This window comes from Nonomuraea sp. NPDC000554 (assembly GCF_040300065.1).
Taxonomy (GTDB): Bacteria; Actinomycetota; Actinomycetes; order Streptosporangiales; family Streptosporangiaceae; genus Nonomuraea.
Window position 1 is genome coordinate 99,849 of the sequence record NZ_JBEPDC010000031.1, and the last position, 23,329, is coordinate 123,177.

Annotated in this window: 27 protein-coding genes; 17 read left to right on the forward strand and 10 right to left on the reverse strand. The window is 72.2% G+C overall.

Annotated features, from left to right (window positions below):
- Positions 1-59 precede the first annotated feature (59 nt).
- The 4 genes from ABT294_RS41245 (at position 60) to ABT294_RS41260 (ending at position 3,910) form a co-directional block, all read left to right on the forward strand.
- Positions 60-941 (forward strand): arylamine N-acetyltransferase family protein, encoded by an 882-nt coding sequence (locus ABT294_RS41245; RefSeq protein WP_350811902.1) that lies wholly within the window; start codon positions 60-62, stop codon positions 939-941.
- 214 nt (positions 942-1,155) lie between these two features.
- The gene (locus ABT294_RS41250) at positions 1,156-2,241 is read left to right on the forward strand and encodes a protein kinase domain-containing protein (RefSeq protein ID WP_350811903.1); all 1,086 of its coding nucleotides are present in this window, start codon (positions 1,156-1,158) and stop codon (positions 2,239-2,241) included.
- Entirely contained in the window at positions 2,238-3,611 is a 1,374-nt protein-coding gene (locus ABT294_RS41255; RefSeq protein ID WP_350811904.1) for a glycosyltransferase family 39 protein, read from the forward strand. The genes ABT294_RS41250 and ABT294_RS41255 overlap by 4 nt, the downstream gene beginning before the upstream one ends.
- Positions 3,612-3,715: 104 nt before the next feature.
- The gene (locus tag ABT294_RS41260) at positions 3,716-3,910 is read left to right on the forward strand and encodes a tail-anchor membrane protein (RefSeq protein ID WP_350811905.1); all 195 of its coding nucleotides are present in this window, start codon (positions 3,716-3,718) and stop codon (positions 3,908-3,910) included.
- Positions 3,911-3,927: 17 nt separating this feature from the next.
- Here the strand turns inward: ABT294_RS41260 and ABT294_RS41265 are convergent, their stop codons facing one another.
- Together ABT294_RS41265 and ABT294_RS41270 are read right to left on the reverse strand one after the other, a co-directional pair.
- On the reverse strand, positions 3,928-4,245 hold the full coding sequence (locus ABT294_RS41265; RefSeq protein ID WP_350811906.1) for a DUF3817 domain-containing protein: 318 nt from the start codon (positions 4,243-4,245) through the stop codon (positions 3,928-3,930).
- Positions 4,246-4,247: 2 nt separating this feature from the next.
- Positions 4,248-5,024, reverse strand: coding sequence for an SURF1 family protein (locus ABT294_RS41270; protein WP_350811907.1), 777 nt, complete (start codon positions 5,022-5,024; stop codon positions 4,248-4,250).
- A gap of 104 nt (positions 5,025-5,128) precedes the next feature.
- Here ABT294_RS41270 and ABT294_RS41275 point away from each other — a divergent pair, with 104 nt between their 5' ends.
- Together ABT294_RS41275 and ABT294_RS41280 are read left to right on the forward strand one after the other, a co-directional pair.
- The gene (locus tag ABT294_RS41275) at positions 5,129-5,302 is read left to right on the forward strand and encodes a hypothetical protein (protein ID WP_350811908.1); all 174 of its coding nucleotides are present in this window, start codon (positions 5,129-5,131) and stop codon (positions 5,300-5,302) included.
- A 216-nt stretch (positions 5,303-5,518) separates the two neighbouring features.
- Entirely contained in the window at positions 5,519-6,973 is a 1,455-nt protein-coding gene (locus tag ABT294_RS41280) for a flavin-containing monooxygenase (RefSeq protein ID WP_350811909.1), read from the forward strand.
- A 17-nt stretch (positions 6,974-6,990) separates the two neighbouring features.
- Here the strand turns inward: ABT294_RS41280 and ggt are convergent, their stop codons facing one another.
- Positions 6,991-8,769 carry a gamma-glutamyltransferase gene (gene ggt / locus ABT294_RS41285; RefSeq protein ID WP_350811910.1) on the reverse strand — a complete coding sequence of 593 codons (1,779 nt, stop codon included), beginning with the start codon at positions 8,767-8,769 and terminating at the stop codon, positions 6,991-6,993.
- Positions 8,770-8,864: 95 nt separating this feature from the next.
- Here ggt and ABT294_RS41290 point away from each other — a divergent pair, with 95 nt between their 5' ends.
- Positions 8,865-9,980: a sensor histidine kinase gene (locus ABT294_RS41290; RefSeq protein WP_350811911.1), complete on the forward strand. Its 1,116-nt coding sequence runs from the start codon at positions 8,865-8,867 to the stop codon at positions 9,978-9,980.
- Complete coding sequence (locus ABT294_RS41295) at positions 9,977-10,624, forward strand: response regulator (RefSeq protein WP_350811912.1); 648 nt, start codon at positions 9,977-9,979, stop codon at positions 10,622-10,624. The genes ABT294_RS41290 and ABT294_RS41295 overlap by 4 nt, the downstream gene beginning before the upstream one ends.
- Before the next feature lie 7 nt (positions 10,625-10,631).
- Here ABT294_RS41295 and ABT294_RS41300 read toward each other — a convergent pair whose 3' ends face one another.
- The 5 genes from ABT294_RS41300 to ABT294_RS41320 all read right to left on the reverse strand — a co-directional run bounded on the left by ABT294_RS41300 (position 10,632) and on the right by ABT294_RS41320 (position 15,317).
- Complete coding sequence (locus ABT294_RS41300; RefSeq protein ID WP_350811913.1) at positions 10,632-11,684, reverse strand: hypothetical protein; 1,053 nt, start codon at positions 11,682-11,684, stop codon at positions 10,632-10,634.
- A gap of 103 nt (positions 11,685-11,787) precedes the next feature.
- Positions 11,788-12,978, reverse strand: a complete 1,191-nt coding sequence (locus ABT294_RS41305) for an ABC transporter permease (RefSeq protein WP_350811914.1) — start codon at positions 12,976-12,978, stop codon at positions 11,788-11,790.
- Between the two features lie 43 nt (positions 12,979-13,021).
- Entirely contained in the window at positions 13,022-13,732 is a 711-nt protein-coding gene (locus tag ABT294_RS41310) for an ABC transporter ATP-binding protein (RefSeq protein WP_350811915.1), read from the reverse strand.
- Positions 13,729-14,790 carry an efflux RND transporter periplasmic adaptor subunit gene (locus tag ABT294_RS41315; protein ID WP_350811916.1) on the reverse strand — a complete coding sequence of 354 codons (1,062 nt, stop codon included), beginning with the start codon at positions 14,788-14,790 and terminating at the stop codon, positions 13,729-13,731. The genes ABT294_RS41310 and ABT294_RS41315 overlap by 4 nt, the downstream gene beginning before the upstream one ends.
- Positions 14,787-15,317 (reverse strand): hypothetical protein, encoded by a 531-nt coding sequence (locus tag ABT294_RS41320; protein WP_350811917.1) that lies wholly within the window; start codon positions 15,315-15,317, stop codon positions 14,787-14,789. The genes ABT294_RS41315 and ABT294_RS41320 overlap by 4 nt, the downstream gene beginning before the upstream one ends.
- Before the next feature lie 130 nt (positions 15,318-15,447).
- Between ABT294_RS41320 and ABT294_RS41325 the strand changes: the two genes are divergently transcribed.
- From ABT294_RS41325 to ABT294_RS41355, 7 genes are all read left to right on the forward strand, one after another.
- A complete protein-coding gene (locus ABT294_RS41325) occupies positions 15,448-16,101 on the forward strand; it encodes a response regulator transcription factor (RefSeq protein ID WP_350811918.1) in 654 nt (217 codons plus the stop codon).
- On the forward strand, positions 16,098-17,324 hold the full coding sequence (locus ABT294_RS41330; protein WP_350811919.1) for a sensor histidine kinase: 1,227 nt from the start codon (positions 16,098-16,100) through the stop codon (positions 17,322-17,324). Before ABT294_RS41325 ends, ABT294_RS41330 begins: the two co-directional genes overlap by 4 nt.
- Before the next feature lie 15 nt (positions 17,325-17,339).
- Complete coding sequence (locus ABT294_RS41335) at positions 17,340-17,537, forward strand: helix-turn-helix domain-containing protein (protein ID WP_350811939.1); 198 nt, start codon at positions 17,340-17,342, stop codon at positions 17,535-17,537.
- A 7-nt stretch (positions 17,538-17,544) separates the two neighbouring features.
- Positions 17,545-18,006: a Clp protease N-terminal domain-containing protein gene (locus tag ABT294_RS41340; protein ID WP_350811920.1), complete on the forward strand. Its 462-nt coding sequence runs from the start codon at positions 17,545-17,547 to the stop codon at positions 18,004-18,006.
- A 145-nt stretch (positions 18,007-18,151) separates the two neighbouring features.
- Entirely contained in the window at positions 18,152-18,400 is a 249-nt protein-coding gene (locus tag ABT294_RS41345) for an SHOCT domain-containing protein (protein WP_350811921.1), read from the forward strand.
- Between the two features lie 85 nt (positions 18,401-18,485).
- The gene (locus ABT294_RS41350) at positions 18,486-19,520 is read left to right on the forward strand and encodes a sulfite exporter TauE/SafE family protein (RefSeq protein ID WP_350811922.1); all 1,035 of its coding nucleotides are present in this window, start codon (positions 18,486-18,488) and stop codon (positions 19,518-19,520) included.
- Between the two features lie 53 nt (positions 19,521-19,573).
- Complete coding sequence (locus tag ABT294_RS41355; protein WP_350811923.1) at positions 19,574-20,974, forward strand: tetratricopeptide repeat protein; 1,401 nt, start codon at positions 19,574-19,576, stop codon at positions 20,972-20,974.
- Here ABT294_RS41355 and ABT294_RS41360 read toward each other — a convergent pair.
- Positions 20,971-21,339 (reverse strand): VOC family protein, encoded by a 369-nt coding sequence (locus tag ABT294_RS41360; protein ID WP_350811924.1) that lies wholly within the window; start codon positions 21,337-21,339, stop codon positions 20,971-20,973. The genes ABT294_RS41355 and ABT294_RS41360 overlap by 4 nt on opposite strands.
- Before the next feature lie 48 nt (positions 21,340-21,387).
- Between ABT294_RS41360 and ABT294_RS41365 the strand changes: the two genes are divergently transcribed.
- Both ABT294_RS41365 and ABT294_RS41370 read left to right on the forward strand, forming a co-directional pair.
- Positions 21,388-21,714, forward strand: coding sequence for a PadR family transcriptional regulator (locus ABT294_RS41365; protein WP_350811925.1), 327 nt, complete (start codon positions 21,388-21,390; stop codon positions 21,712-21,714).
- Positions 21,711-22,157 (forward strand): VOC family protein, encoded by a 447-nt coding sequence (locus tag ABT294_RS41370; RefSeq protein WP_350811926.1) that lies wholly within the window; start codon positions 21,711-21,713, stop codon positions 22,155-22,157. The genes ABT294_RS41365 and ABT294_RS41370 overlap by 4 nt, the downstream gene beginning before the upstream one ends.
- Positions 22,158-22,187: 30 nt before the next feature.
- Here the strand turns inward: ABT294_RS41370 and ald are convergent, their stop codons facing one another.
- Complete coding sequence (gene ald, locus ABT294_RS41375) at positions 22,188-23,303, reverse strand: alanine dehydrogenase (protein WP_350811927.1); 1,116 nt, start codon at positions 23,301-23,303, stop codon at positions 22,188-22,190.
- Positions 23,304-23,329: the final 26 nt, after the last annotated feature.

Genomic DNA, 23,329 nt, shown 5'->3' on the forward strand with positions numbered 1-23,329 from the left:
AAGTGGGCTGTGCAGACAGCACTCCCCAATTTGTGCACATCCGGTGCAGACTTGCTCGGGTGAACATCGTCGGATACCTCCACCGTCTCGGGCTCCCGTCCCTTCGCACCGCCCCGCCTTCGGCGGAGAACCTGCGCGCGCTGCACGTCGCGCACGTCGAGCGCGTCACGTACGAGGCGCTGGAGATCTGGCTGGGACGCACCACCACGGTCGATCCGCTGGAGTCGGCCGAGCGGATCATCGGCGGGCGCGGCGGCTACTGCTACCACCTGAACGGGGCGCTCTCGCAGCTCCTCCTCGCGCTCGGGTACGACGTGACCAGGCACGTGGGCGGCGTGCAGAACCGGGGCGCGGAGCCGGGCATCACGGGGAACCACCTGGTGCTGACGGCTCATGGCCTGCCATCGGCGGACAATCCGGGCGGCGCGTGGCTCGTGGACGTCGGGCTCGGCGACGCGCTCCACGGCCCGCTCCCGCTGGTGGAGGGCGGCTACCAGCAGGGGCCGTTCAGGTACGGGCTGCGCCCGTCGGAGATCGCGCCCGGCGGCTGGCGGCTCGACCACGATCCCGCGGGGTCGTTCGTCGGCATGGACTTCGACCCGGCTCCCACCGCCATGTCCGCCTTCACCGCGATGCACGAGCATCTGACCACGTCCCCTGAGTCGGGGTTCGTGCGCGTCGCCAGCCTCCAGCGGCGGGACGCGTCCGGCGTGGACAGCCTCCGCGGGCTCGTGCTGACGCGCCTGGGCGTCGGCGCGCACTCGATCACGCTGGAGACGTCCGGCGACTACTACGCGGCCCTCGCCGACGTCTTCCGCCTCCCGCTGGACGACGTGACGGCCCCGGAGAAGGACGCCCTCTGGCGCCGCCTGGACGCGGCCCACGAGTCCTGGCTGGCGGCCACCCCGCCTCCACCCACCGCGCCCACCCCCGCCGCCTGAGCAATCAATCCAGCCCCCGCCGCCCGAACCGACCGTCACCCACCCCTTCAAGCCCGCCCGAACCGACCGTCACCCACCCCTCCCGACCCCGCCCCAGCCGACCGTCACCCCACCCTTTCCAGCCCCGCCCGAGCTGACCTCATGCGAAAGATCGGGGCATTAGCGGAATGGCCATGGCTCTGCCCGGAGATGTGCCGCTATCGTGCACCTCGACATGGGAGAGACCGGGAAGCTCGCCGACCGCTACAGGCTGCTGAACCCGCTGGGCGGGGGCGCCGTCCGGCTGGCCTTCGACGAGGTGACGCACCGCGACGTCGCGGTCAGGCAACTGCGCGAACCAGCGGAGGCGCACGAGGCCGCGCTGGCCGCGGCGAGGCGGGCCGCCGCGCTGCGGCACCCGTCGGTGGTGCAGATCCTGGACGTGGTGGCCGAGCGCGGCGAGTTATGGCTGGTCATGGAGTTCGTGTCGGGGCCGTCGCTCGAACAGGCCGTGCTGTCACGCCACCCGCTGCCCGTGCTGCAGACGGCGCGGGTGGGGGTGTGCCTGCTGGGCGCGCTGCTCGCCGCGCACGCCGCCGGGATCATCCACGGCCGGGTCAATCCGGGCACCGTGCTGCTCACCACGACGGGCAGGGCGGTGCTCTCCGGGTTCGGGTTCGCGCACCATCCAGGGCTGCGCGCCTCGGCCGACCTGTGGTCGCTGGCCGCCACGCTGCACTTCGCCGTGGAGGGCCGCCCGCCGGGCCTGGAGCCCGCCGCGGCCACGGACCCGCTCAGGTCCCTGATCAGGGCCATGCTCGACCCGTCGGGCCCGCCGTCGACCGAGGTCGTCGCGGAGACGCTCGCGCGGCTCGCCGTGACGCGCTCGCTCGACCAGGTCATCGCCGCGTCAGGCCCGATGCCGCCCGCCCAGGTCGCCGCCGTCGGCCTGGACGTCCTCGAACAGCTCGCCGAGCTGCACCTCCGCGGCACGAGCCACGGCGGCGTGCAGCCCGCCAACGTCATGCTCGGGGCCGACGGCCACGCCACGCTGGCTCCGCCGCTGGCCACCGGTGTCCAGCCCGCCTTCACCGCCCCTGAACGGGTGGTCAGCCCGGCGGCGGACCTGTGGTCGCTCGGCGCCACCCTGTTCGCCGCCGTCGAAGGACGTCCCCCCGCCCCTGGCGCCCCGCTGACCAGGGCGGGCGCCCTCGCCCCCGCCCTGTTCCGGCTCCTGGCGGGCAACCCGGCCTACCGTCCCACCCTGGACTCCCTCCGTCAGGAGCTGCATGCCGCCGCCGACCCCGGCCAGCGGGTGTGACCGTTCTCCCCCGCGCCGGCCGGCCGGCGATCGTCACGATCCTCCCTGCCCTGGTCGCGGCCGTGCTGGGCGGCTGGAGGCTGGGCGTGCCCTCGCTGTGGCGGGACGAGTCGGTCAGCGCGCTGGCCGCCCGGATGTCGCTCGCCGACCTGCGCCGGTTGCTGGCCGACATCGACACCGTGCACGCGCTCTACTACGTCCTCCTCCGGCCGTTCGCCGCGCTCGGCGGGCCTCCGGAGGTGCCGTTCCGGCTGCTGTCGGTGGTGGCGTTCACGGCCGCCGCGTTCGGGGTGGCGGCTCTCGGTCAGCGGCTGGCCGGGCCGGTCGCGGGGTTGTCCGGCGGCCTGTTCTACGCGCTGACCCCGATAGCCGACAGGTACGCCCAGGAGGCCCGCTCGTACGCGCTGGTCAGCGCGGTCGCCGTGCTGTCCACGTGGCTGCTGGTCAGGCTGGTCGACCGGCCCACGCCGTGGCTGCACGTCGGGTACGCCGCCAGCCTGGCCCTGCTCGGCTGGCTGCACCTGTACGCGGTTCTGCTGGTGCCGGCCCATCTCGTGGCCGCCTGGCTGGCGGGGCGCCGGTCGGCCCTGCTGTCCGCGGCCGGAGCGGGGGTGGCGCTGCTGCCGCTGGTCGCCATCGCGGCGGGGCAGCGGGACGCGCAGGTGTTCTGGCTGCACGCCCCCGGGCTGAAGGAGGTGGCCGCGTTCCCTGTCGAGGTCGCGGGGAGCTGGCCGGCGGCGGCCCTGCTGTTCGGGCTGGCGTTGTGGGGCACCTGGCGGGTGCCGGTCGTGACCTTGTGGGCGGTCGTGCCGGTGGTCCTGTCGATGGCGATCTCCCAGGTGCAGCCGATCTACCATCCGCGTTACGTGCTGTTCGCCGTTCCAGGGCTCGCGCTGCTGGCGGGGATCGGCGCGGAGGCGCTGCTCCGCCGCTGGTGGCCCGCCGTGACCGTGCCGGTGGCCGTGCTGGCCTTCGCCGTCCTCACGTACGGGACGCAGGTCGCGCTCAGGGAGCCGAACGCCCGTCCGGACGACCTGCGCTCGCTGGCCGCCGCCCTCGCCGCCGAGGAGCGTCCGGGAGACCGGGTCCTGTTCGTGCCGCAGCGCTACCGCCTGTTCGTGGCGGTGTACGGCGAGCCGTACGAGCGGCTCGTGGACCTGACCCGCGCTCCCGGCGCGGCCGAGCCGCGCACGGCGGCCGAACTCGGGCAGGCACTGGCGGGCGCCGAGCGGGTGTGGCTGGTGTCGCCGCGCATCGGCCCCAGGTACGCGGACGACGAACGCTACCTCGCCCTGAAAAAGCGCCTAAAACCAGGGCGGACGCGCACGTTCGGCTCAATCCACCTCACGCTCTACACACGCGTCAATTGAGATACATCGCGAATGGAACCCGAGCCGGGGCCCCACTCGTTGGACTGGCGACGCACAATGTGGAAGAGGCGGGGCGCGCGCTCCGCGTTCGGAGGAAGTTGAGGATGTCGCCAGTCCAGAAGTACGCCATCGGCGCGGGCGCCGCGGTTCTGCTGTCGCTGATGATCTTCGGGGCCGGATGGGTCACCCTGTTGGTCGTCCTCGGCGTGATCGCCGCCCCGGTAGTCGGTTACCTGATGCTGGACCCGTCGCAGCGCGAGCGGCTCAAGCGAGCCCGCAGGCGCGGCATCGGCAGGTGAGGCGGAGCGGCGGAGGCTCAGGCGGCCTCCGCCGCGGCCGCGATGTCCTGGTGCACCCGGTGGGTCACCCGCCGTTCGATGTGGAACGACAGGAACGGCACGGTGCCGCCGATCATGATGCCCAGCATGTACTGCCAGGTCCAGCGGCCCTTCATGCCCAGGTTCAGGACGGTGACCAGGTAGATCATGTAGAGGAAGCCGTGGATCGGCGCGACGACCTTCGACATGCCCGCGATGTCGAAGCCGTAGCGCAGGACCATCGCCACGCAGAGCACGAGCAGCATCACGCCCACGACGTAGGCGAGCGCCCGGAAGGGCTTGAGAGCCGATTCCACCGTTAACCTTCCAGAACCATCTCAGGGGACTTGGCACGGTCCCGATCACTTCGGACGGCGTCGCGCACGAAGTGGAACCACATGAACACGGCGAATCCGGCGAAGATCCACCAGTTGGCCGCGTAGGCCAGGTTACGCCAGGTCAGCTCGCCGCCCACGACCGGCGGCGACGCCTTCACCTGGGCCAGCGCGCCCGAGGGCGGCTCTGCCACGACGTAGCCGTTGCGCACCTTCTGACCGCTCCACAGGTTGATCAGCTCACCGGTGGACACCGTCTGGACCTGACCTGACGGGAGCCCATCGGCGCGCCGCTGCACGCTGTCGGTGCCCTGTGGCGGGCGCAGCCGCCCGGTGACCGTGACCCTGCCGCCCGGCGCCGCCATCGGGCCCGCGGCCTCGGCCACCCACCCGCGCACGACGGGCATCAGCGTGCCGTCGTCGAGCCTGAGCGGCGTGAGCACCCAGTAGCCCTGGCCGCGCGAGACGTTGCCGCCGGGCGCGTCGACGTCCGGCCGCCTGTCGGCGACCAGCAGCTGCCTGGCCGGGTCGTAGACGCCCTCGGCCGTGACCCTGCGCCCCACGGACGTGCCCTGCATCTGCGCGCCCACCTGGGAGAGGGTGGCGACCCCCACCGGCGCCGGATCGGTCGCCGCGTGCGGCCTGCCGGAGTCCTGGAAGACGCCGAGTTGCCAGCGTCCGAGCAGGATGAACGCGACGACGACCCCGATCGTCAGCAGGTGCAGCCCCATGACGCGGGGCGAGAACAGGGTCCGGAGCATGTTTCAAAGCTATCCGCACGGTGGACCGGTCCCGTCATCAGCCCACACCTACAGATCACGGTAAAAGGCGCAAATGGCGCGAGTGATCCCGCTAGGCTGCTGGCATGTCTGACCAGCATATCGACCCCGCGGGCAACACTCAGCAGTTCAAGGCGTTCGCGCAGCGGTCCGAGCAGGAGGCCGCCGCGGCTCCGAAGAAGTCGCCTATCCTGCCGATCATCGCCGTGGTCGCCGTGATCGCCGTGATCGGCGTCGGCGCCTTCCTCCTGCTGCGCTAACCGCCTTCAGGAGGAGACACCCGCCGCAGCGCCGCGGCGGGTTCTTGGCGTCCGGTCGAGCGGCGTTCTCGCGGCCGGGCGGCTGGGCAGGCCCACGCCCCGCACATACCGTCCGGTCGGTGTGACCCGGCTCACCGGACGGAACCCCTGGCTCGGACGGGAGTCGCTGACTACATTGGACAGTAAGTCCAATAGTTCGGGGCTGCGGGAGGACCAGTGGTCGAGCCAGGAATAGTGATCATCGGTTCGGGCTTCGCCGGGATCGGCATGGCGATCAAGCTCAAGGAGGCCGGGTACCACGACTTCGTCATCCTGGAGAAGGCCGACGACCTGGGCGGAACCTGGCGGGACAACACCTACCCCGGCTGCGCGTGCGACGTGCCGTCGCACATGTACTCCTACTCGTTCGAGCTCAACCCCGGCTGGTCGCGGATGTTCTCCCCGCAGGAGGAGATCTGGGAGTACATGCGGACGTGCGTCGACAAGTACCGCATCGCCCCGCACATCCGGTACGGCAAGCACGTCGTCTCCCTGGAGTGGGACGACGCGGCCCGCCGCTGGGAGGTGGCCACGGACGACGGCGCGACCCTGACCACGAACGCCGTCATCTCCGGCATCGGCGCCCTCCATGTACCGTCATTTCCGGACATCCCGGGGCGGGAGTCGTTCGCCGGCCCGGCCTTCCACTCCTCCGAGTGGGACCACTCGGTCGAGCTCGCCGGCAAGCGCGTCGCGGTCATCGGCACCGGCGCGTCCGCCATTCAGTTCGTCCCGCGGATCGCCCCCGAGGCGGCACACCTCACCGTCTTCCAGCGCACACCCCCGTGGATCCACCCGAAGCCGGACTTCGCCCTCACGTCCCGGATGAAGCAGGCACTGCGGCTGCCCGGCGCGGCCAGGGCGGTGCGCGGCGCCGTCTACTGGGCGCTGGAGACCCGCGCGCTGGGCTTCACCGTCGACCCGCGCCTGATGAAGGTGCACGAGAGGCTCGCGCTCAAGCACCTGCGGTCGCAGGTCCCCGACCCCGAGCTGCGCCGCGCCCTCACCCCCGACTACACGATCGGCTGCAAGCGGCTGCTCCTGTCGAGCGACTACTACCCGACCCTGACCAGGGACGACGTCTCACTGGTGACGGGCGGGGCCGCCGAGATCAGGGAACACGCGGTCGTCGACTCCGCCGGACGCGAGCACGAGGCGGACGTCATCGTCTTCGGCACCGGCTTCAGGGTGACCGACATGCTCAAGGACCAGCGGATCATCGGCAGGAACGGCCTGAAGATCCAGGACGCCTGGCAGGACGGCATCGAGACCTACTACGGCATCACCACCTCCGGCTTCCCGAACCTGTTCCTCCTGCTCGGGCCGAACACCGGGCTCGGGCACCACTCGGTCGTGTTCATGATCGAGTCGCAGGTGCGTTACGTCATGAGCTGCCTGCGCCTGCTCTCCAGGACCCAGGCCAGGGCGGTGGACGTCCGGCCGGAACGACAGCGGGCGTTCAACCGGCGCCTCCAGGAACGGCTCGACCCGCTGGTGTGGAACGCGGGCGGCTGCCGCTCCTGGTACCTGGACGAACACGGCGTGAACCGGACGATGTGGCCGGGCTTCACCGTCGAGTACTGGGCGCGCACCCGCAAGGTGAAGCCCGACGCCTACGAGCTCATCTACTAGTCCTCATCAACTGGGCCTCAGCTACCGGGCCGGACCACCAGCGCGCTGCCGCCGCCGCGCCTGACCGGTTCGGCGACCGCCTGGACCTTCCCCCTGCCGAGGAACTCCAGCGCGGTGGCCGCGCCGATCTCCGGGTTCAGCACCAGGTCGTGGCCTCTGGCCTTCAGCTCGGCCCCGTACTTGTCGAGGAAGGCCTGCTCGGCCTGGGTCTGCGGGGTGTTGCGCTGCGTGGCCCGCGGCGCGGCGAGCGCGTCGGGCAGGTTCATGCCGAACTCGTAGCGGTTGACCAGGATCTGCAGCACGGTCGTGATGATCGTCGAGCCGCCCGGCGACCCGGCCGCCAGCACCGGCCTGCCGTGCTCGAACACCAGGGTGGGCGCCATCGACGAGCGCGGGCGCTTGCCCGGCCCCGGCAGGTTGGGGTCGCCGGGGGCGGGGCCGAACGTGAAGTCGGTCAGCTCGTTGTTGAGCAGCACGCCGCGTCCCGGGACGACGATGCCGTTGCCGCCGGTGGACTCGATGCTCAGGTTGTAGGCCACCACGTTGCCCCAGCGGTCCGCGACGACCAGGTGCGTGGTCTCGGGGCCCTCCTCGACGGTCGCCGTGGCGGTGCCCGACGGGGTGGCGCAGGGGCCGTAGTCGCCGTCGGGCTCGCCTGGCGCGGCCGGGCTGGCCAGCGCCCTGTCGCCGATCAGGCAGGCCCGTTCCTTGGCGAACCCGTCCGACAGGAGCTCCTTGAGCGGCACGTGCGGGAGGTCGCCGACGTACTTGTTCCTGTCGGCGAAGGCGAGCCTGGACGCCTCCAGGTACTCGTGCACGCCGACCTGCGGGAGCGCCTCCAGGATGTTGAGCGCCTCACCGACCGTGGAGCCGCCGGAGGACGGCGGCGCCATGCCATACACCTGCATGCCCTTGAAGTCGATCCGGGTGGGCTCGCGCGTCAGCGCCCGGTAGTCGCGCAGGTCGGACAGCTCCATCAGGCCGGGTCGGACGTTCCTGGTGGAGCCGGGGGTGACGGGGGGCTGCTTGACGGTGGCGACGATCTCCCTGCCGAGCTGCCCGTCGTACAGCCAGCTCGGTCCGCGCCTGCCCAGCTCGCGGTAGGTGTCGGCGAGTTCGGGGTTCTTGAAGACGGAGCCGACGGGCGGCGGGGCGCCGTTCGGCAGATACAGCTTGGCGGTGGACGTGAAGTCCTTGAACCTGGCGACGTTCTGGGCGGTCTGGTTGTAGAAGGTCTGGTCCACGACGAAGCCCTTGGACGCCACCTCGATCGCCGGCCGCAGCGCCTGCTTCAGCGAGAGCGTGCCGAACCTGCGCAGCGCCAGGTCCCACTGGGCCACCGTGCCCGGCACTCCCGCCGACAGGCCGCTGGTCACCCCCTCGTCGAACGGGATGCCCGCGAGCGTGGTGGAGGTCATCGCCTGCGGGGCCTTCTCGCGTCCGTCGACGGTGTAGACCCTGCGCCGGCCGGCGTCGTAGTAGACCATGAAGCCGCCGCCCGTCAGGCCCGAGGAGTACGGCTCGGTCACGCCGAGCACCGCCCCCGCGGCGACCGCCGCGTCCATGGCGTTGCCGCCCCGGTTCAGGACGCCGATCGCGGCCTTGCTGGCGTCGAGGTCGACGGTGGCGACGGCGCCCCCGTACCCCTCGGCGACCGGCACCTTCTGCGCGGGTTCGGCCTGCGTGGGTTCGGCCTGCGTGGATTCGTGCGGGGGTTCGGCGACCGCGGGCGGGGCCGCCAGAAGGGAGGTGAGTAGTGCTGTCGTTGCTGCTGCGGGAACGATCACTCGGCGCATGGTCTCCACGATGACTCAGGTACCCCCATCGTGGTAGGGCCCCCTCCCACGGAGGGATGATGCGCTGGTCAAGGAGGTTGGCCTAGCGTTGGGGGGTGCGCAAGAAGTCCGGCTTCGACCCCTACCTCGCATTGATCACCGCGGTCGCCCAGGTCGTGCTCTCACAGGGGGCCGCCTGGGGGCAGCGGACCTTCAGGGCGCAGCTCGACCCGCTGGCGTACGTGTTGCTGCTGGTCGGGCCGCTGATGCTGCTGGCCCGCCGGAGATTCCCTGTCGCGTCCACGGCCGTCGCGCTCCTGGCGACGTACGTGTACGTGTGGGCCGGCTATCCGTACGGGCCCGTCTTCCTCGCCCCGATCATCCTGCTGTTCTCGCTCGTCATGAACGGGCGCCGGCTGGCCGCCTGGATCCTGGCCGGGGTCACGATCGCGGTCTTCCTCGCCTACGCCTCGCTGGGCGACTCCTCGCCGCAGTTCTGGGTCTTCCACACGTTGGCCATCAGCGCGTTCGTGCTGCTGTTCCTGCTGGCCGCCGAGCTGGCCAGGACCCTGCGCGAGCGCCGCACGCAGCAGCAGCGAGCCGCCGAGGAGGAGGGCAGGCGGCAGGCCAGCGAGGAGCGCCTGACCATGGCCCAGGAGCTGCACGACGTGCTGGCGCACAACATCTCGCTCATCCACGTCCAGGCCAGCACCGCCCTGCACCTCATCGACGACGACCCCGAGCAGGCCCGCAGCGCGCTCGCCACCATCAAGACCGCGTCGAAGGAGGTGCTCGGCGAGATGCGCTCGGTCCTGAACGTGCTGCGCGAGGGCGCCCCCCGCTCCCCCACCGCCGGGCTCGACCGCCTCGACGACCTGGTGCAGCGCTCCGGCCTGGACATCACGCTCAAGCGGATCGGCTCGCGTCCGCTCCCTCCCCAGGTGGAGCGGGCGGCGTACCGCATCGTCCAGGAGTCGCTCACGAACGTCGCCCGCCACGCCCCCGGGGCGCGGGTGACGGTCACCCTCGAGTACGGGCCGCGGGAGCTGCTCATCCGCGTCACCGACACGGGGGCGACGGCGCCGGCGGTACTGTCCGAGGACGGCAGCGGCAACGGCATCCCCGGCATGCGTGAGCGCGCCTCCGCCCTGGGCGGCACGCTGTTCGCGGGACGTCTGGACAGCGGCTTCCAGGTCGAGGCCGTCCTGCCCCTACCCGAGGAGACCTCGTGATCAAGCTGCTGCTGGCCGACGACCAGGCCCTGGTCAGAGCGGGTTTCAAGGCCCTGCTGAACGCCCAGCCCGACATGACGGTGGTGGCGGAGGCCGCCGACGGCGCGGAAGCGGTGCGGCTCTCCCACGAGCACGAGCCGGACGTGGTCCTCATGGACATCCGCATGCCGGGCACCGACGGCCTGACGGCCACCCGCCAGATGCCGCCCGGCCCCCGCGTCATCATCCTCACCACCTTCGAGCTGGACGAGTACGTCTTCGAAGCCCTCAGGGGCGGAGCCAGCGGCTTCCTGGTCAAGGACACCGAACCGGCGGAGCTCATCCAGGCGGTCAGGGTGGTGGCGGCGGGCGAGGCCCTGCTGTCGCCGAGCGTGACCCGCCGCCTGATAGCCGAGTACGCGACCAGGGCCAAGGAACCGGTCACGACGGCCGGCCTGGACCAGCTGACGGACCGCGAACGGGAGGTCCTGGCCCTGGTGGGCACCGGCATGACCAACGACGAGATCGCCGCGAAGCTCTTCATGTCCCCGGCCACGGCCAAGACGCACGTGAGCCGCGCCATGATGAAGCTCCAGGCCCGTGACCGGGCCCAGCTCGTGGTCATCGCCTACGAGTCCGGCCTGGTCAGGCCCGGCTGGCTCTGAGCCACGCTCAGGCTTCCCGGCCGCATGCCGGGCGGGTGCGGGCGGCGTAGGAGCAGGCGGCCACGAGGAGGCCGACGCCCAGGCCGGCGAAGGCGAGGCCGCCGAACGCGGTCATCCACGCCATGCCGCCCGCGCCGGCGAAGAAGAAGGGGAAGGCGACGAGGATCCCCGTCCCGTACAGGGCCAGCGTGAGGCCGGTCAGCCAGGCGGGGATCAGCGGCAGCAGGCGCGGCACCCGCCTGCCCGACAGGAACAGCGTCCATCGGGGGAACACCTGCCCCCACCGGTACATCAGGCCCACCATCAGGAACCACGCCAGCATCGCGGCCAGCACCGTGAAGTCGATGCCGACCGACGCGAGCGCCTTCGTCACCCCCGAGCCGTCGGCGTTGGCCGCCCGCCACTGCTCGGCGGTCATTCCGAGGGCGTCACCGCCGAGGGTCCAGATGGTCTTGGTGATCGCCCACGGCAGGATTCCGGACATGCCGGCGTAGACGGCCACCTGGACCTTCGCCGACGCCCTGGACGGGGCCGGGTGCTCCAGCGGCCTGTCGCTGCCCCAGGCGTGCGCCTGGCCGCACCGGGGGCACCGACCGCGGGCCCGCCTGCGCACGGACAGGCCGGTGACCAGCAGCAGCCCGGCGCCGGGGATGTCCAGCAGCAGGTGGGCGAGGCCGGCGCCGCTGGGCCCCGCGCCCCCGATCAGGGAGACGAACTCGATCGGCGCGCCGAACGTCCCCAGGACGAAGACCGGGACGACGACTAGCAGTGTCGCGCCGGCCGCCGTCCGGGCGAACCGGCCACGGGCCCGGACGGCGGCCAGGCAGGCCCCGGCGGCCAGCAGCGCCAGGCCGGCCAGCACGAGCTGGACCGCGGGCGGGAACGCGTGATGCGCGCCGAGCGGCAGGGCGATGCCGCGCGCCACCCAGGCGAGCTGGACGGCCGCGTACGCCACCCCCCAGACCGCCGCGGCGTAGGGCGCCCACGACGGCCACCGGCGCAGGACCACCGCCCATCCCGAACTCCCGCGCCCCACCTGCTGGTTCGCCGGTACCGCCATCGTGACCTCCAGGTCTTCGTACCACCGACCCAAAGATCGCCTTTCGGACGTGCCGGCCGCCTCCCCCGCGCGGGCCACGGGCGTCCCTCGCCCGGGGGAAGGGTCAGGTGGTGGTCAGGGCGACCGTGGGCGACAGGCGGGCGGCTCGCATGGCCGGGTAGATGCCCGCGATCGTGCCGATGACCAGGGTCGCCGCGACCGCGCCGCCGATCGCCCACGGCGGCACCACCGGGGGCCAGCCCCGCGACAGGGCGTACCCGATGGTGGCCAGGGCGCCCAGGACCGCCCCCACCAGCCCGCCCAGGGCTGACAGCAGCAGGGACTCCGACAGGAACTGGACGCGGACCTGCCCCTGGGTGGCGCCGAGCGAGCGGCGCAGGCCGATCTCCTTGCGGCGCTCCAGAACCGAGATGACCATGGTGTTGGCCACGCCGACCCCGCCCACCAGCAGCGCCACCGCCCCCAGGCCGAGCAGGAGGTTGGTGAAGGCGCCCGCCGCGGCCGCCCTGGCCGCCAGGGCATCGGAGGGCCTGCTGACCTCGACCTCGCTCGGGTTCTCCGGGTTGACCGTACGCGGCAGGACCGCCCGCACCGCCTCCACCGACGTCTCCGCCGAGCGTTCGTAGACGGTCGTGGGGTGGCCGTCGAAGCCCAGGTACCGTTCCGCCGCCGGGAAGCCGACCAGGGCCGAGCGTTCGATCTCGGGGGCGAGCGGCATCGGGCCGAGGATGCCGATGACGGTGAACCAGCGGTTGCCGAGCCACACCTGGACACCGGTCCGCGCGAGGCCGAGCCGCTTGGCCGCCTCCGAGCCGAGGACGACGGCCGGCTCGCGGGCGGTGGCCGCGTTCAGCCAGGTGCCGTGCACGGCGCGGCCCTCCAGCGTGGTGAGCAGTTCGGTGCTGGCGGCCTGGACGGCGATGCCTCCCGTCACGGCCTCGGAGATGTGGTTGGTCCGCCGGATCGTGGCGTCGATCGTGCCGGTCGCCGAGGCCGTCTGGACCGCCCGGACGCGCTTGACCATGTCGAGCGAGGTCGTGGGCAGCTTGGCCTGCTCGCCGAAGAGCGTCTTGCCCGGCGCGACCGTCAGCAGGTTCGTGCCGAGGCGGTCGAGCTGGCGCAGGAGCTGCTCCCTGGACGAGGACGAGATCCCGACCACGGCGATCATGGTGGCGATGCCGATGGCGATGCCCAGCGCCGACAGGATCACCCGGGTGGGACGGGCCCGCAGCCCCGCCGCCCCCACCCGCAGCACGTCGGACGGGCTGAGCCGAGCCGGGGCCAGCCGTGTCATCGGCGGACCCCCTTCCGCGACCCGGCAGCCAGGGCGTGGCCCGTCATCGGACGGCTCCCTTCACGAACTCGGCCGGAGGGGTGCGGCCGTGCCCCGAGTCGGCCGTGATCCGGCCGTCGCGGACGCGGACCTGGCGCGGGCACCACTCGGCGATCTCCATGTCGTGCGTGATGATGGCGATCGTGGTCCCCCCGGTGTGCAGGTCCCGCAGGATGCCCAGGACCTCCGTGCCCGCCGCGGAGTCCAGGTTGCCGGTGGGCTCGTCGGCGAGCAGCAGCGGCGGGTCGCCCACCACCGCGCGCGCCACCGCGACCCGCTGCTGCTCGCCGCCCGACAGCTGGTGGGGCCGGTGGCCCAGCCGGTGGCCGAGCCCGACGCGTTCCAGCGCGGCGGCGGCCCGCTCCCGGCGCGTCCGCAGCGGGGTGCCGGTGTAGAGGAGGCCGTCGGCCACGTTGTCCAGCGCGCTCACTCCTGGCGCCAGGTGGAACTGCTGGAAGACGAAGCCCAGGATGCGGCCCCGCAACGCCGACAGTTCGCGGTCCGACAGCTCGGCGATGTCGTGACCGGCGATGCGCACGGTGCCCGTGGTGGGCCGGTCGAGGGTGCCGATCAGGTGGAGCAGGGTGGACTTGCCGGAGCCGGACGGGCCGGCGATGGCCAGCAGTTCGCCGTCCTCGACCGCGAGGTCCACCCCGCGCAGCGCCTGCACCTGGCCGTTGTAGGTCTTGGTCACCTGCCGAAGGTCCACGATCATGACGCGGGCACCCCGACCTTCATGCCCTCGCTGAGCCCGTCCCCCTTGACCTCGACGAGGCCGCTGCCGAAGGCGCCGGTCTCCACCGCCACGATCCGGCTGGCGTTCCCCTCGACGACCTCGACGCCGAAGCCGCCCTCGCGCAGCGCCAGCAGCGCCTCGACCGGCACGGCCAGCACGTTCTTGTGCCGCTCGCTCTCCAGCTCCACCTCGACGGGGGCCTGGTCCAGCTTCGACCTGGGCGGCTTGGTCAGCGTGATGTCGACGTCGATGGTCGTCGTGCCGTCGTCGTCCTGGCCGGACCCGGAGGACTTGGCGACGGTGCCGACCGAGGAGATCTTCCCGGCCGCCTCCTCGCCGCCGGGCAGCGTCACCGTGACCTTGGCGCCCTTCCTGGCCATCGCCTGGTCGGAGGTGTCGAGGTCCACGCGCACCAGCCGCCGGGTGCCGCTGACCGTGAGCACCGGACCACCAGGGGCCGCCCTGCCGCCCACCTTGGCCTTGGCGTCGGTCACCCGGACGGCGGCGGGCAGGAACACCACCTGCGCGGCGTCCACCTCCCCCGTCTCGGACAGGCCGCGGTCCTCCTGCCACTGCTTGACGGCCAGCCGGGTCGCGTAGCTGAAGTGGTCGTCCACGGTCAGGTAGTCGCCGTAGCCGAGCGCCTTGAGGTTGCGTTCGAGCTGCTCGACGTCCGGGCCGTCGGAGACGCCGAGCCGCAGCGTGCGGTAGAGCGGCACCGACCCGTACATCAGCGTGACCGGTTTGCGGTCCACCTTGAGCAGCGACCGGCCGCGGCGGATCACCGCGCCCTCGTCGGCCACCCACGTCACGGTGCCGGACGCGCCGGCGGTCACGTCCCGCTCGTCGGAGTAGGTGAGCCTGCCGTCCACCGTCTTGGTGTCGATCAGGTCCTGCCTGGTGATCGCGGCCGTGCTCGGCGGCAGGGACGCGGCGGGCGTCGCCGCGCCCGTGTCCCTGCCGCCGAGCACCGCGACCGCGGTCCAGGCGGCGGCCACGGCGAGCAGCCCGGCCACGATGGCGAGCCCGGCCTTCACGGCTGTTGCTTCTTCCCGAAGCCGGGCGCGAACTCCTTGCACGCCTCCTCGGCCGCCTTCATCTTCTGCTCGCCGCCCTTGCTGATCTTCGCCCTGAACTCGCCGTTGGGGCCGGGGTCGGGCATGTCGACGCCGTGCTCGCGCATGCAGGCGGCGAACTTGACCATCTGGTCGCGCTGCGCCTGGTCCATCGGGCCGCCCATCTTGTTGCCGACCGCGTCCTTCATGAAGTGCTGGCAGGCCTGCATCGCCTTGCTGGGGTCGGGGCCGCCCTGCTTGCCCTTGATCATCACCCGTCCGGACGAGTCGGGGTCGGGCATGTCCACGCCGTGCTCGCGCATGCACTGCGCGAACTTGAGCCGCGCCTCCTGCGGGTCCAGCGAGGGGGACGCGGACGCGGACGCGGTCGGCTTCGCGGTGCCGCCGCCCGCGCTGGCGATCCCGTCGTCGGCGGGTTTCGAGCCGCACGCGGCCAGCGTCATCGCCAGCACCGGCGCCAGCCCTGCCAGCATGAGCCGAAATTTCATGGCTTTCGCTCCTCAGCACCACGGGACGGACGCCCAGGTGCGGCCCCCACTCCAGCCCCACCGGTGCTAAACCCGAGTAAGGGAAGATCGCCTTACTCAGGCCTAACACCCGATCGGCCAAGGTCTGACCATGCGAGTGCTTGTCGTCGAGGACGAGGAACGGCTGGCGGAGGCGATCGCCCGCGGCCTGCGCCTGCACGCGATCGCCGTGGACGTCGCCTACGACGGCGAAGAGGCGCTGGACCTGGCCTCCTTCACCGACTACGACGTGGTCGTCCTCGACCGTGACCTGCCCGAGGTGCACGGCGACGACGTCTGCCGCGAGCTGCTGACCACCAGCTCGGCCAGCCGCATCATCATGCTCACCGCCGCCGGACAGGTCCGCGACCGGGTGGACGGGCTGTCGCTGGGCGCCGACGACTACCTGGTCAAGCCGTTCGCGTTCGCCGAGCTGGTGGCCCGGATCCGGACCCTCGCCCGCCGCTCGCCCAAGGCCGTGCAGCCCACACTGGAGCGGGCCGGGATCAGGCTCGACCCGGCCCGCCGCACCGTCACCAGGGACGGCAGGCAGGTCACGCTGAACCGCAAGGAGTTCGACGTCCTGCGCGAGCTGCTGGACGCGGGAGGAGCCCTCGTCCCGTCCGCCGAGCTGCGCAGGAACGTCTGGGACGAGTACGCCGACGCGACCAGCGGCGTGCTGCGGGTCACCATCACCTCGCTGCGCAAGAAGCTGGGCGCTCCCCCGGCGATCGAGAACGTCCCCGGGAAGGGATACCGGCTGTGAAGGCGATCAGGCTGGGCCTGCGTATGCGGCTCACGTTGCTGTACGGGGGGCTGCTGCTCGTCGCCGGGTCGGCCCTGCTCTGGATCACCTACCTGCTGACGGCCAAGGCGCTGAGCCAGCAGTTCGGCGTGGGGTTCATCCGGATCCAGGCCGGACTGGCGGACCCGTCGGTGACGCCCAAGGAGGTGCTGAAGAGCGAGATCAGCGCGCAGGCGCAGCAGGAGGTCGAGCGGCGGGCCGCCAGCGTGCTCGACGAGATGCTGAGGTCGTCCGTCGTGGTCATGGTGCTGATCGGGGTGATCGCGCTGGTGCTCGGCTACCTGGTGGCCGACCGCGCGCTGCGCCCGCTCGACCGGGTGACCGAGACGGCGCAGCGGCTCTCGGAGAGCACGCTGCACGAGCGGATCGCGCTGCGCGGCCCCCAGGACGAGGTCAAACGGCTGGCCGACACCTTCGACGCGATGCTCGACCGGCTGGGCCGGGTCTTCGACGCGCAGCGCCGCTTCATCGCCAACGCCTCGCACGAGCTGCGCACCCCGCTGGCGATCAACCGGACGGTGCTGGAGGTGTCGCTGGAGGAGCCCGAGACGTCGGAGGACCTCAAGGCGCTGGCCCGCGCGCTGCTCGGCACGAACGCCCGCTACGAGCGGCTGATCGAGAGCCTGCTGCTGCTGGCGCAGTCGGAGCAGGAGCTGGCCGTCCGCAAGCCCGTGGACCTGCTGTCGCTCGTCCGCACCGTGCAGGAGCAGCTGGACCTCGAACCGCGCAAACGGCAGGTGCGTGTCCACCACGACCTGCATCCGGCCGTCACCGAGGGCGACCCGCTGTTCCTCGAACGCTGCGTGTTCAACCTGCTGGAGAACGCGGTCAAGTACAACGTGCGCGGGGGCGAGGTGTGGGTGACGCTCCGGCGGGTGGGCGACCGGGTGCGGCTCACGGTGGCCAACACCGGGCACCTGGTGCCGCCGTACGAGGTGGACGACCTGTTCGTGCCGTTCACCCGGCTGCAGGGCGACCGCGTCCGCTCGGCCAGGGGGGCCGGGCTCGGGCTGTCGATCGTCAGGGCCATCGTGGACGCGCACGGCGGCGCCGTCACCGCCGAACCCCGCGAGGAGGGCGGCCTCACCGTCACCGTGACCCTGCCCACCCTCCCTCCGAGCGTTCCCCAGGACGAGGACCATCGCCGTCAGTCCAGATTGACAGAATCGGCGCTGTCAATCTAATCTGACAGCGTGGACATGGGAGAACTCTCAGAGCGCATCAAGTCGAACGACCCCGCCATGGGCCTGCGCGCGGTGGGCGCCCTGCACCGCCTCGCCGAACAGGTCGAGGCCGTCTCCGTCGCGCTCGCCCGCGAACAGGGCTGGACGTGGGAGCAGATCGGCGACGCGCTCGGCATGTCACGACAGTCGGTACACGCCAGGTACGGGAAGTGAGGGCCGCATGTTCGGCAAGGAGAGAAGCCCCTTCGCGAAGGTCGTGACCGCCGCGCTGGAGGAGACGAGACAGCGCGGCGACCGGCGCCTCGGCACCGAGCACCTGCTGCTCGGCCTGCTGCACGACCCCGACTCGCCCACGGCGCGGGCGCTCGGCGTCCGGGTCGCCGACGCGCGGGCCGCCCTCGACGCGCTCGACCAGGCGGCGCTGAAGGCGATCGGCATCGACGTCGGCGTGCCGCCGAAGAGCAGGCCGCGCAAGCACCCGGCGGTTCCGGGCACCGCGCTGACGACGAGCGCCAGAGCCGCCATCAACCAGGCCGTCAAGGCCACGACCCTGCGCACCCGCGACACCGCCCCCAACCATCTGCTGCTCGTCCTGCTCGCCCAGAGCCGCCCCGACCCGGTCGCGGAACTCCTGGACGAACTGCGCATCGACCGCCCAGCCATCCGAGCCCGCCTCACCTGAGGAGTGGGCCTGACGAGCGGGCCTGAGGAGCGGGCCGCTACCCCAGCGGGCGTACCTGCGGCGGGCCCGGCCACTCCCCTGGGCGGACCTCACGACGCATCCACGGCCCGATGCGCCCCGCCTGCCCAGCGGCGACGCTGGACCCATGAACACGATGACGCACTGGGGGTGGAGCGGAGGCTTCTGGCCGCTCATCCCGCTCTTCTGGGGACTGTTCTGGGTCGCCGTCGTCGCCTTCGCCGCCCGCGCGTGGCGCAGGGGCCAGTGGGGGCCGCGCCGGGCCGAGGTCCGGGCGACCGCGTCGGCGGAGCAGATCCTCGCCGAGCGATACGCTCGCGGCGAGATGAGCCATGACGAGTACTTCGAGCGGATGTCCGTACTCAGGGGTGGTTAAACCGGCGATCGGGTGAAACAACTGTGACTGGCCGCATCCGGCGCGCAACGTTACGTTGCGACCAGGACGTCACAAGGGGGACGAGGTGCAGCCGACCGCCCTGCTCGTCACCGGGCTCGTCGCGGGACTGGTGGCGGGCACCGCCTCCTGCACCGCCGTCCAGGGCGGGCTGCTCATCGGCCTCCTCACCCGCCCCTCGGACGGCAACCCCGGCTCTCCCCATCCCGTTCACACCACCTGCCAGAGGCCTGACGCTGAGCGTCAGGCGCCGGTCGCGTGGTTTCTCGCGGGCAGGCTGGCCGCCTACTCCGTCACGGGCGCGCTGCTGGGCCTGCTCGGGTCGGCCGTCCGCCTACCTCCCACGCTCCGGGCGGTACTGCTGGTGGCGGCGGGCGTCGCCGTCATCGCGTACGCGCTCAACCTCCTCCGCCGAGACCGCCCGGCGTGCGCCCCGAACGACCTCCCAGACGAGCCGCACTCACCCGGCGGGGTGGGACGGGCCTCACTGCTGGGGGCAGCGACGATCCTCGTCCCGTGCGGGGTCACGCTCGGGATGGAGATGGTGGCGGTTTCCAGCGCGTCGGCGGTCGGCGGGGCGGCGGTGATGGCGGGGTTCGTCGCCGGCACCGCGCCCGCGTTCGCGGTGCTCGGGTACGTCCTGCGGAAGGTGGCCCGTACCAGGCTCGTCAAGGTGGCCGCGGCGGTGGCGGTCGCGGCCGGGGTGTGGACGGTCGGGGCGGGCCTGAACCTCGGCGGCTGGCTGCCGACGCCACCGCTTCCTGCCAGTGCCGCCGCCACCGTCACGAAGCCCGGCCGGCCTGCCCCGCAGGCCACCACGTCAGGTCGGACGGCCACGGCTGGAGTGGGCGCCCCGGCCGGGCAGACCGTGACGATCTGGGCGACGAGCGAGGGCTACCGGCCGGGCGCGGTGATGGCCAGGGCGGGCGTCCCCGTCGAGGTGGTCTTCAAGCTGGTGAACCAGGGCTGCACCCGCACCGTCACGATCGCCGGCCAGGACCTCGCCCTCCCGGCCACCGTGCGCCTCCCCCCGCAGCGACCAGGCATCCTGCGCTACGTCTGCGGCATGGGCATGTACTCCGGGTTCATCAATTTCTCGTAGTACGCTCGGCAATTGCGCTCCGCACCCGAACGGTTACGTGCCACCCTGTGCCCATGGCGTGGTGGCAAGGTGAGGTGGCGCCGCCGGCCGTTCCGGCGCCACGCGTCGGCGACGAGCCCGAGCTGCTGACGGCCGCCGAAGAGGGCGACGCCGAGGCCGCGCACCGGCTCGGCAGGCTGTACGCCCAGAGCGGCGACCGATCCGCGGCGAGGCGGTGGTGGGAGCGGGCCGCCGCGAGCGGCAACGTCGACAGCGCCTACAACCTGGGCATCTGGCACGAGAAGCACGGCAGTCTCGAGGACGCGATCTCCTGGTACGAGCTGGCCGCCGGCACGGGCGACGCCGAGGCCGCGGTCAACCTGGCGACGTTGCTGCTGGAGCAGCGCGGCGACGTCGGGGCCGCGCGGAGCTGGTTCGAGAGCGCGGCCCACGCGGGTTCCACCCGGGCGGCCCGCAGGCTGGCGCTGATCTGCGAGGACGCGGGCGAGGTGCCGGCAGCGCGGGAGTGGCACCGCAGGGCGGCGGCCGACGGCGACGCCACGTCCGCGTACGACCTCGGCTTCCTGGCCTATTCGACGGGCGAGGAGGAGGAGTCGGTGCGGTGGTGGGAGTACGCCGCCCGCTTCGGCCACGCCGACTCCTCCTACTACCTGGGCCTGCTGCTGCACGCCAGCCGCGATCCGGAGGGGGCGGAGGCGTACTACCGGCTGGCCGCCAGGTCCGAGCATCCCGGCGCGGCGTCCCAGCTGGGGAGCATCGCGCTCGGCCACGGCGATCTGCGGACGGCGCGCGCCTGGTTCGAGCGGGCCGCGAACGCCGGGCGCCTGGAGGACCAGCGGATGGCCGGGTTCGTCTGCCTGGAGCTGGACGATCCCCAGAGCGCCAGCCACTGGTTCGGCAGGGCGGCGTGCAGCGGCGACGCCGAGTCGGCGTTCGACTTCGGGCTGCTGCTGATCGCCGAGTTCGACGACCTGGGCGGCGGGCAGCACTGGTTCCGCCAGGCGGCGCTGGCCGGGCACCATCAGGCCGCCGTGGAGCTCGGCGGGCTGCTCGTGGCGGCGGGGCGGGAGAGCGAGGCGCGGCAGTGGCCGGCCGCACCCCTGGCCGATCCGCCTCCGCCGGCCTGGGACCGTCCGGCCGAGCCGGAGCTGGTCGCGCGGGCGGAGCTGGCCTCGGCGGCGACCGGGCGCAGAGGCGGCGTGCCGCTGCCCGTGCCGGAGCTGACAGAGTTGCTCAGCACCTGGGACCTCGTGACCAGGCCGTTGCACGACCCCGCCGAGGTGCTGTCGTGGCTGGTGGAGCGGAGCGGGCTGCACCGGAGCGCCGTGGAGCACCTGGCGTCGGTGCGCAGCACGCTGTTGCGTCCCGGTAGCGCACCGTGGCCGAGCCCGGGCGAGATCGCCCACGTGCTGACCACGGCCCGCCTCCTGCGGCAGCGGCTGGGCGTGCGTTAACGCTGGCCGAGGTGGAACAGGTTGCCCTCGTCGTCCTTGAAGACGGCTGACCAGCCCCAGTGCTCCTGCTTGGGCGGCTGGGTGAACTCGACGCCGCGGGCGCTGAGCTCCTCGTGGGCCTTGACGATGTCGTCGGCGTGGAAGAGGACGTAGTTGGGCCGGTCGGTGTCGAGCTTCGGCCAGCCGGGGCCCGCCTTCATGATCGCCATCCTGGCTCCGTCACCGGGCGGTTCGATCTCGATCCATCGGTCCTGTCCGTAGGGCAGGTCCCTGGTGACGGTGCAGCCCACCTTCCCGACCCAGAAGTCGACGGCCTTCTGCTGGTCGTCGACGTAGAGCGCGACCTGGCTGATTCCAAGTGCCATGAGAAACCTCCTTGTATCCAAAACGGATATAACCAGGATGGTGTTATCGTGTCAATCGTGCTGACGGCTGCCGGATTCCACGTGCTCCTCGCGCTGGCCAGTGGCCCCGGGCACGGATACGCGGTGATGCGGTTCGTCGAGGAGATCAGCGAGGGGGCGGTCAGGCTGGGCCCCGGCACGCTCTACCGGACCATCAGCAGGCTCGTCGCCGACGGGCTGGTCGAGGAGTCCGAAGGGGGCGACCCGGCGGCGCCGCACGACGCGAGGCGCCGCTACTACCGGCTGACACCCAAGGGCGAGCAGGCCGCACGCGCCGAGGCCGCGCTGATGGCGCGGATGGTGGGGGCGGCGCGAGAGGCAGGTCTGATCACGTGACATCGCTGCGGCCGCAGGGCCTGAGCCCGCACCTGTTCGTGCGCGACGCCGAGGCGGCGATCGGCTTCTACCGGCGCGGCCTCGGCGCGGTGGAGGTGTTCCGCAACACGCTGCCCAACGGCGTGATCCTCTTCGTCGAGTTGCAGCTCGGCGCGGGGCGGCTGCTGGTGAGCGAGGAGACACCGGAGCTCGGCGCGCCGGCCCCGCCGACGCTGGGCGGCAGCCCGGTGCTGATCCTGCTGGAGGTGGACGACCCCGACGGAGTGGCCCGGCAGGCCCTGGACGCGGGGGCGGAGGTGGAGATGCCGGTGCAGGAGATGTTCTGGGGCGAGCGCTACGGCGTGCTGCGCGACCCGTTCGGGCACCGGTGGGCGGTCACGACCGCGAGGGAGCAGCTCACGCCCGACGACATCATGGGGCAGACGCCCGGAGACGTGACGTAGGGGCGCGGCGGCGTCCGCACCCCTACCAGATCAGGCCGCGAGGATGTCGGCGACCGGGATGTACGGCAGCGCGAGCGCGCTGGCGACCGGCTCGTTGGTGAGCTTGCCGTCGTGGGTGTTGAGGCCGCCCGCGAGGCCGGCGTCGGCCCGGAGGGCCTCCTTCCAGCCCAGGTTGGCCAGCTTGACCGCGTACGGGAGGGTCGCGTTGGTCAGCGCGTAGGTGGACGTGTTGGCCACCGAGCCCGGCATGTTGGCCACGCAGTAGAAGATCGACTCGTGCACCTTGTAGGTGGGGTCGGCGTGCGTGGTCGGACGCGAGTCCTCGAAGCAGCCGCCCTGGTCGATGGCGATGTCGACGAGCACGGAGCCCGGCTTCATCCGCGAGACCAGGTCGTTGGAGACCAGCGTCGGAGCCTTGGCGCCGGGGATGAGGACCGCGCCGATGACCAGGTCGGCCTGCAGGACCTCCTGCTCGATGGCGTACGAGGTGGAGACGAGCGTCTTGAGGCGTCCCTGGTAGATGGCGTCGATGAAGCGCAGCCGGTCGACGTTGGTGTCGAGGACGGTGACGTCCGCGCCCATGCCGACGGCGATCTGCGCCGCGTTCAGCCCGGACACGCCGCCGCCGATCACGACGACCTTCGCCGGGGCCACGCCGGGGACGCCGCCGGGCAGCACGCCGCGCCCGCCATTGAAGCGCATCAGGTTGTACGCGCCGACCTGGGGCGCGAGCCGGCCAGCCACCTCGGACATCGGGGCGAGCAGCGGCAGCGCGTTGCCCACCTGCACGGTCTCGTAGGCGATGCCGGTGCTCCGCGCGCCGAGCAGCGCGTCGGTGCACGGCCGGGACGCGGCCAGGTGCAGGTACGTGAAGAGCACCAGGCCCTCGCGCAGCCGGTGGTACTCCTCCGCGACCGGCTCCTTGACCTTGAGCACCATGTCGGCCTGGGCCCAGACCGCGTCGGCGGTGTCGAGGATCTTCGCGCCCGCCGCGAGGTACTCCTCGTCCGTGATCTGCGAGCCCAGGCCCGCACCTCGCTGGACGGTCACGTCGTGGCCGTTGCGGACCAGTTCGTGCACGCCTGCCGGGGTGGCGGCGACGCGGTACTCGTGGTTCTTGACCTCGGCAGGCACGCCGATCTTCATGGCCGATTCCTTTCAGGAAAGATCCG

Excerpts from the sequence above, each read along its gene's own strand:
- ABT294_RS41325 (WP_350811918.1), top strand. The coding sequence starts at position 15,448 with ATGCGAGTGCTTGTCGTCGAGGACGAGGAACGGCTGGCGGAGGCGATC.
- ABT294_RS41355 (WP_350811923.1), top strand. The coding sequence starts at position 19,574 with ATGGCGTGGTGGCAAGGTGAGGTGGCGCCGCCGGCCGTTCCGGCGCCA.
- ABT294_RS41320 (WP_350811917.1), bottom strand. The coding sequence starts at position 15,317 with ATGAAATTTCGGCTCATGCTGGCAGGGCTGGCGCCGGTGCTGGCGATG.
- ABT294_RS41300 (WP_350811913.1), bottom strand. The coding sequence starts at position 11,684 with ATGGCGGTACCGGCGAACCAGCAGGTGGGGCGCGGGAGTTCGGGATGG.
- ABT294_RS41250 (WP_350811903.1), top strand. The coding sequence starts at position 1,156 with ATGGGAGAGACCGGGAAGCTCGCCGACCGCTACAGGCTGCTGAACCCG.
- ABT294_RS41335 (WP_350811939.1), top strand. The coding sequence starts at position 17,340 with ATGGGAGAACTCTCAGAGCGCATCAAGTCGAACGACCCCGCCATGGGC.
- ABT294_RS41360 (WP_350811924.1), bottom strand. The coding sequence starts at position 21,339 with ATGGCACTTGGAATCAGCCAGGTCGCGCTCTACGTCGACGACCAGCAG.
- ABT294_RS41310 (WP_350811915.1), bottom strand. The coding sequence starts at position 13,732 with ATGATCGTGGACCTTCGGCAGGTGACCAAGACCTACAACGGCCAGGTG.
- ABT294_RS41260 (WP_350811905.1), top strand. The coding sequence starts at position 3,716 with ATGTCGCCAGTCCAGAAGTACGCCATCGGCGCGGGCGCCGCGGTTCTG.
- ABT294_RS41305 (WP_350811914.1), bottom strand. The coding sequence starts at position 12,978 with ATGACACGGCTGGCCCCGGCTCGGCTCAGCCCGTCCGACGTGCTGCGG.
- ggt (WP_350811910.1), bottom strand. The coding sequence starts at position 8,769 with ATGCGCCGAGTGATCGTTCCCGCAGCAGCAACGACAGCACTACTCACC.
- ABT294_RS41275 (WP_350811908.1), top strand. The coding sequence starts at position 5,129 with ATGTCTGACCAGCATATCGACCCCGCGGGCAACACTCAGCAGTTCAAG.
- ABT294_RS41345 (WP_350811921.1), top strand. The coding sequence starts at position 18,152 with ATGAACACGATGACGCACTGGGGGTGGAGCGGAGGCTTCTGGCCGCTC.
- ABT294_RS41340 (WP_350811920.1), top strand. The coding sequence starts at position 17,545 with ATGTTCGGCAAGGAGAGAAGCCCCTTCGCGAAGGTCGTGACCGCCGCG.
- ald (WP_350811927.1), bottom strand. The coding sequence starts at position 23,303 with ATGAAGATCGGCGTGCCTGCCGAGGTCAAGAACCACGAGTACCGCGTC.
- ABT294_RS41270 (WP_350811907.1), bottom strand. The coding sequence starts at position 5,024 with ATGCTCCGGACCCTGTTCTCGCCCCGCGTCATGGGGCTGCACCTGCTG.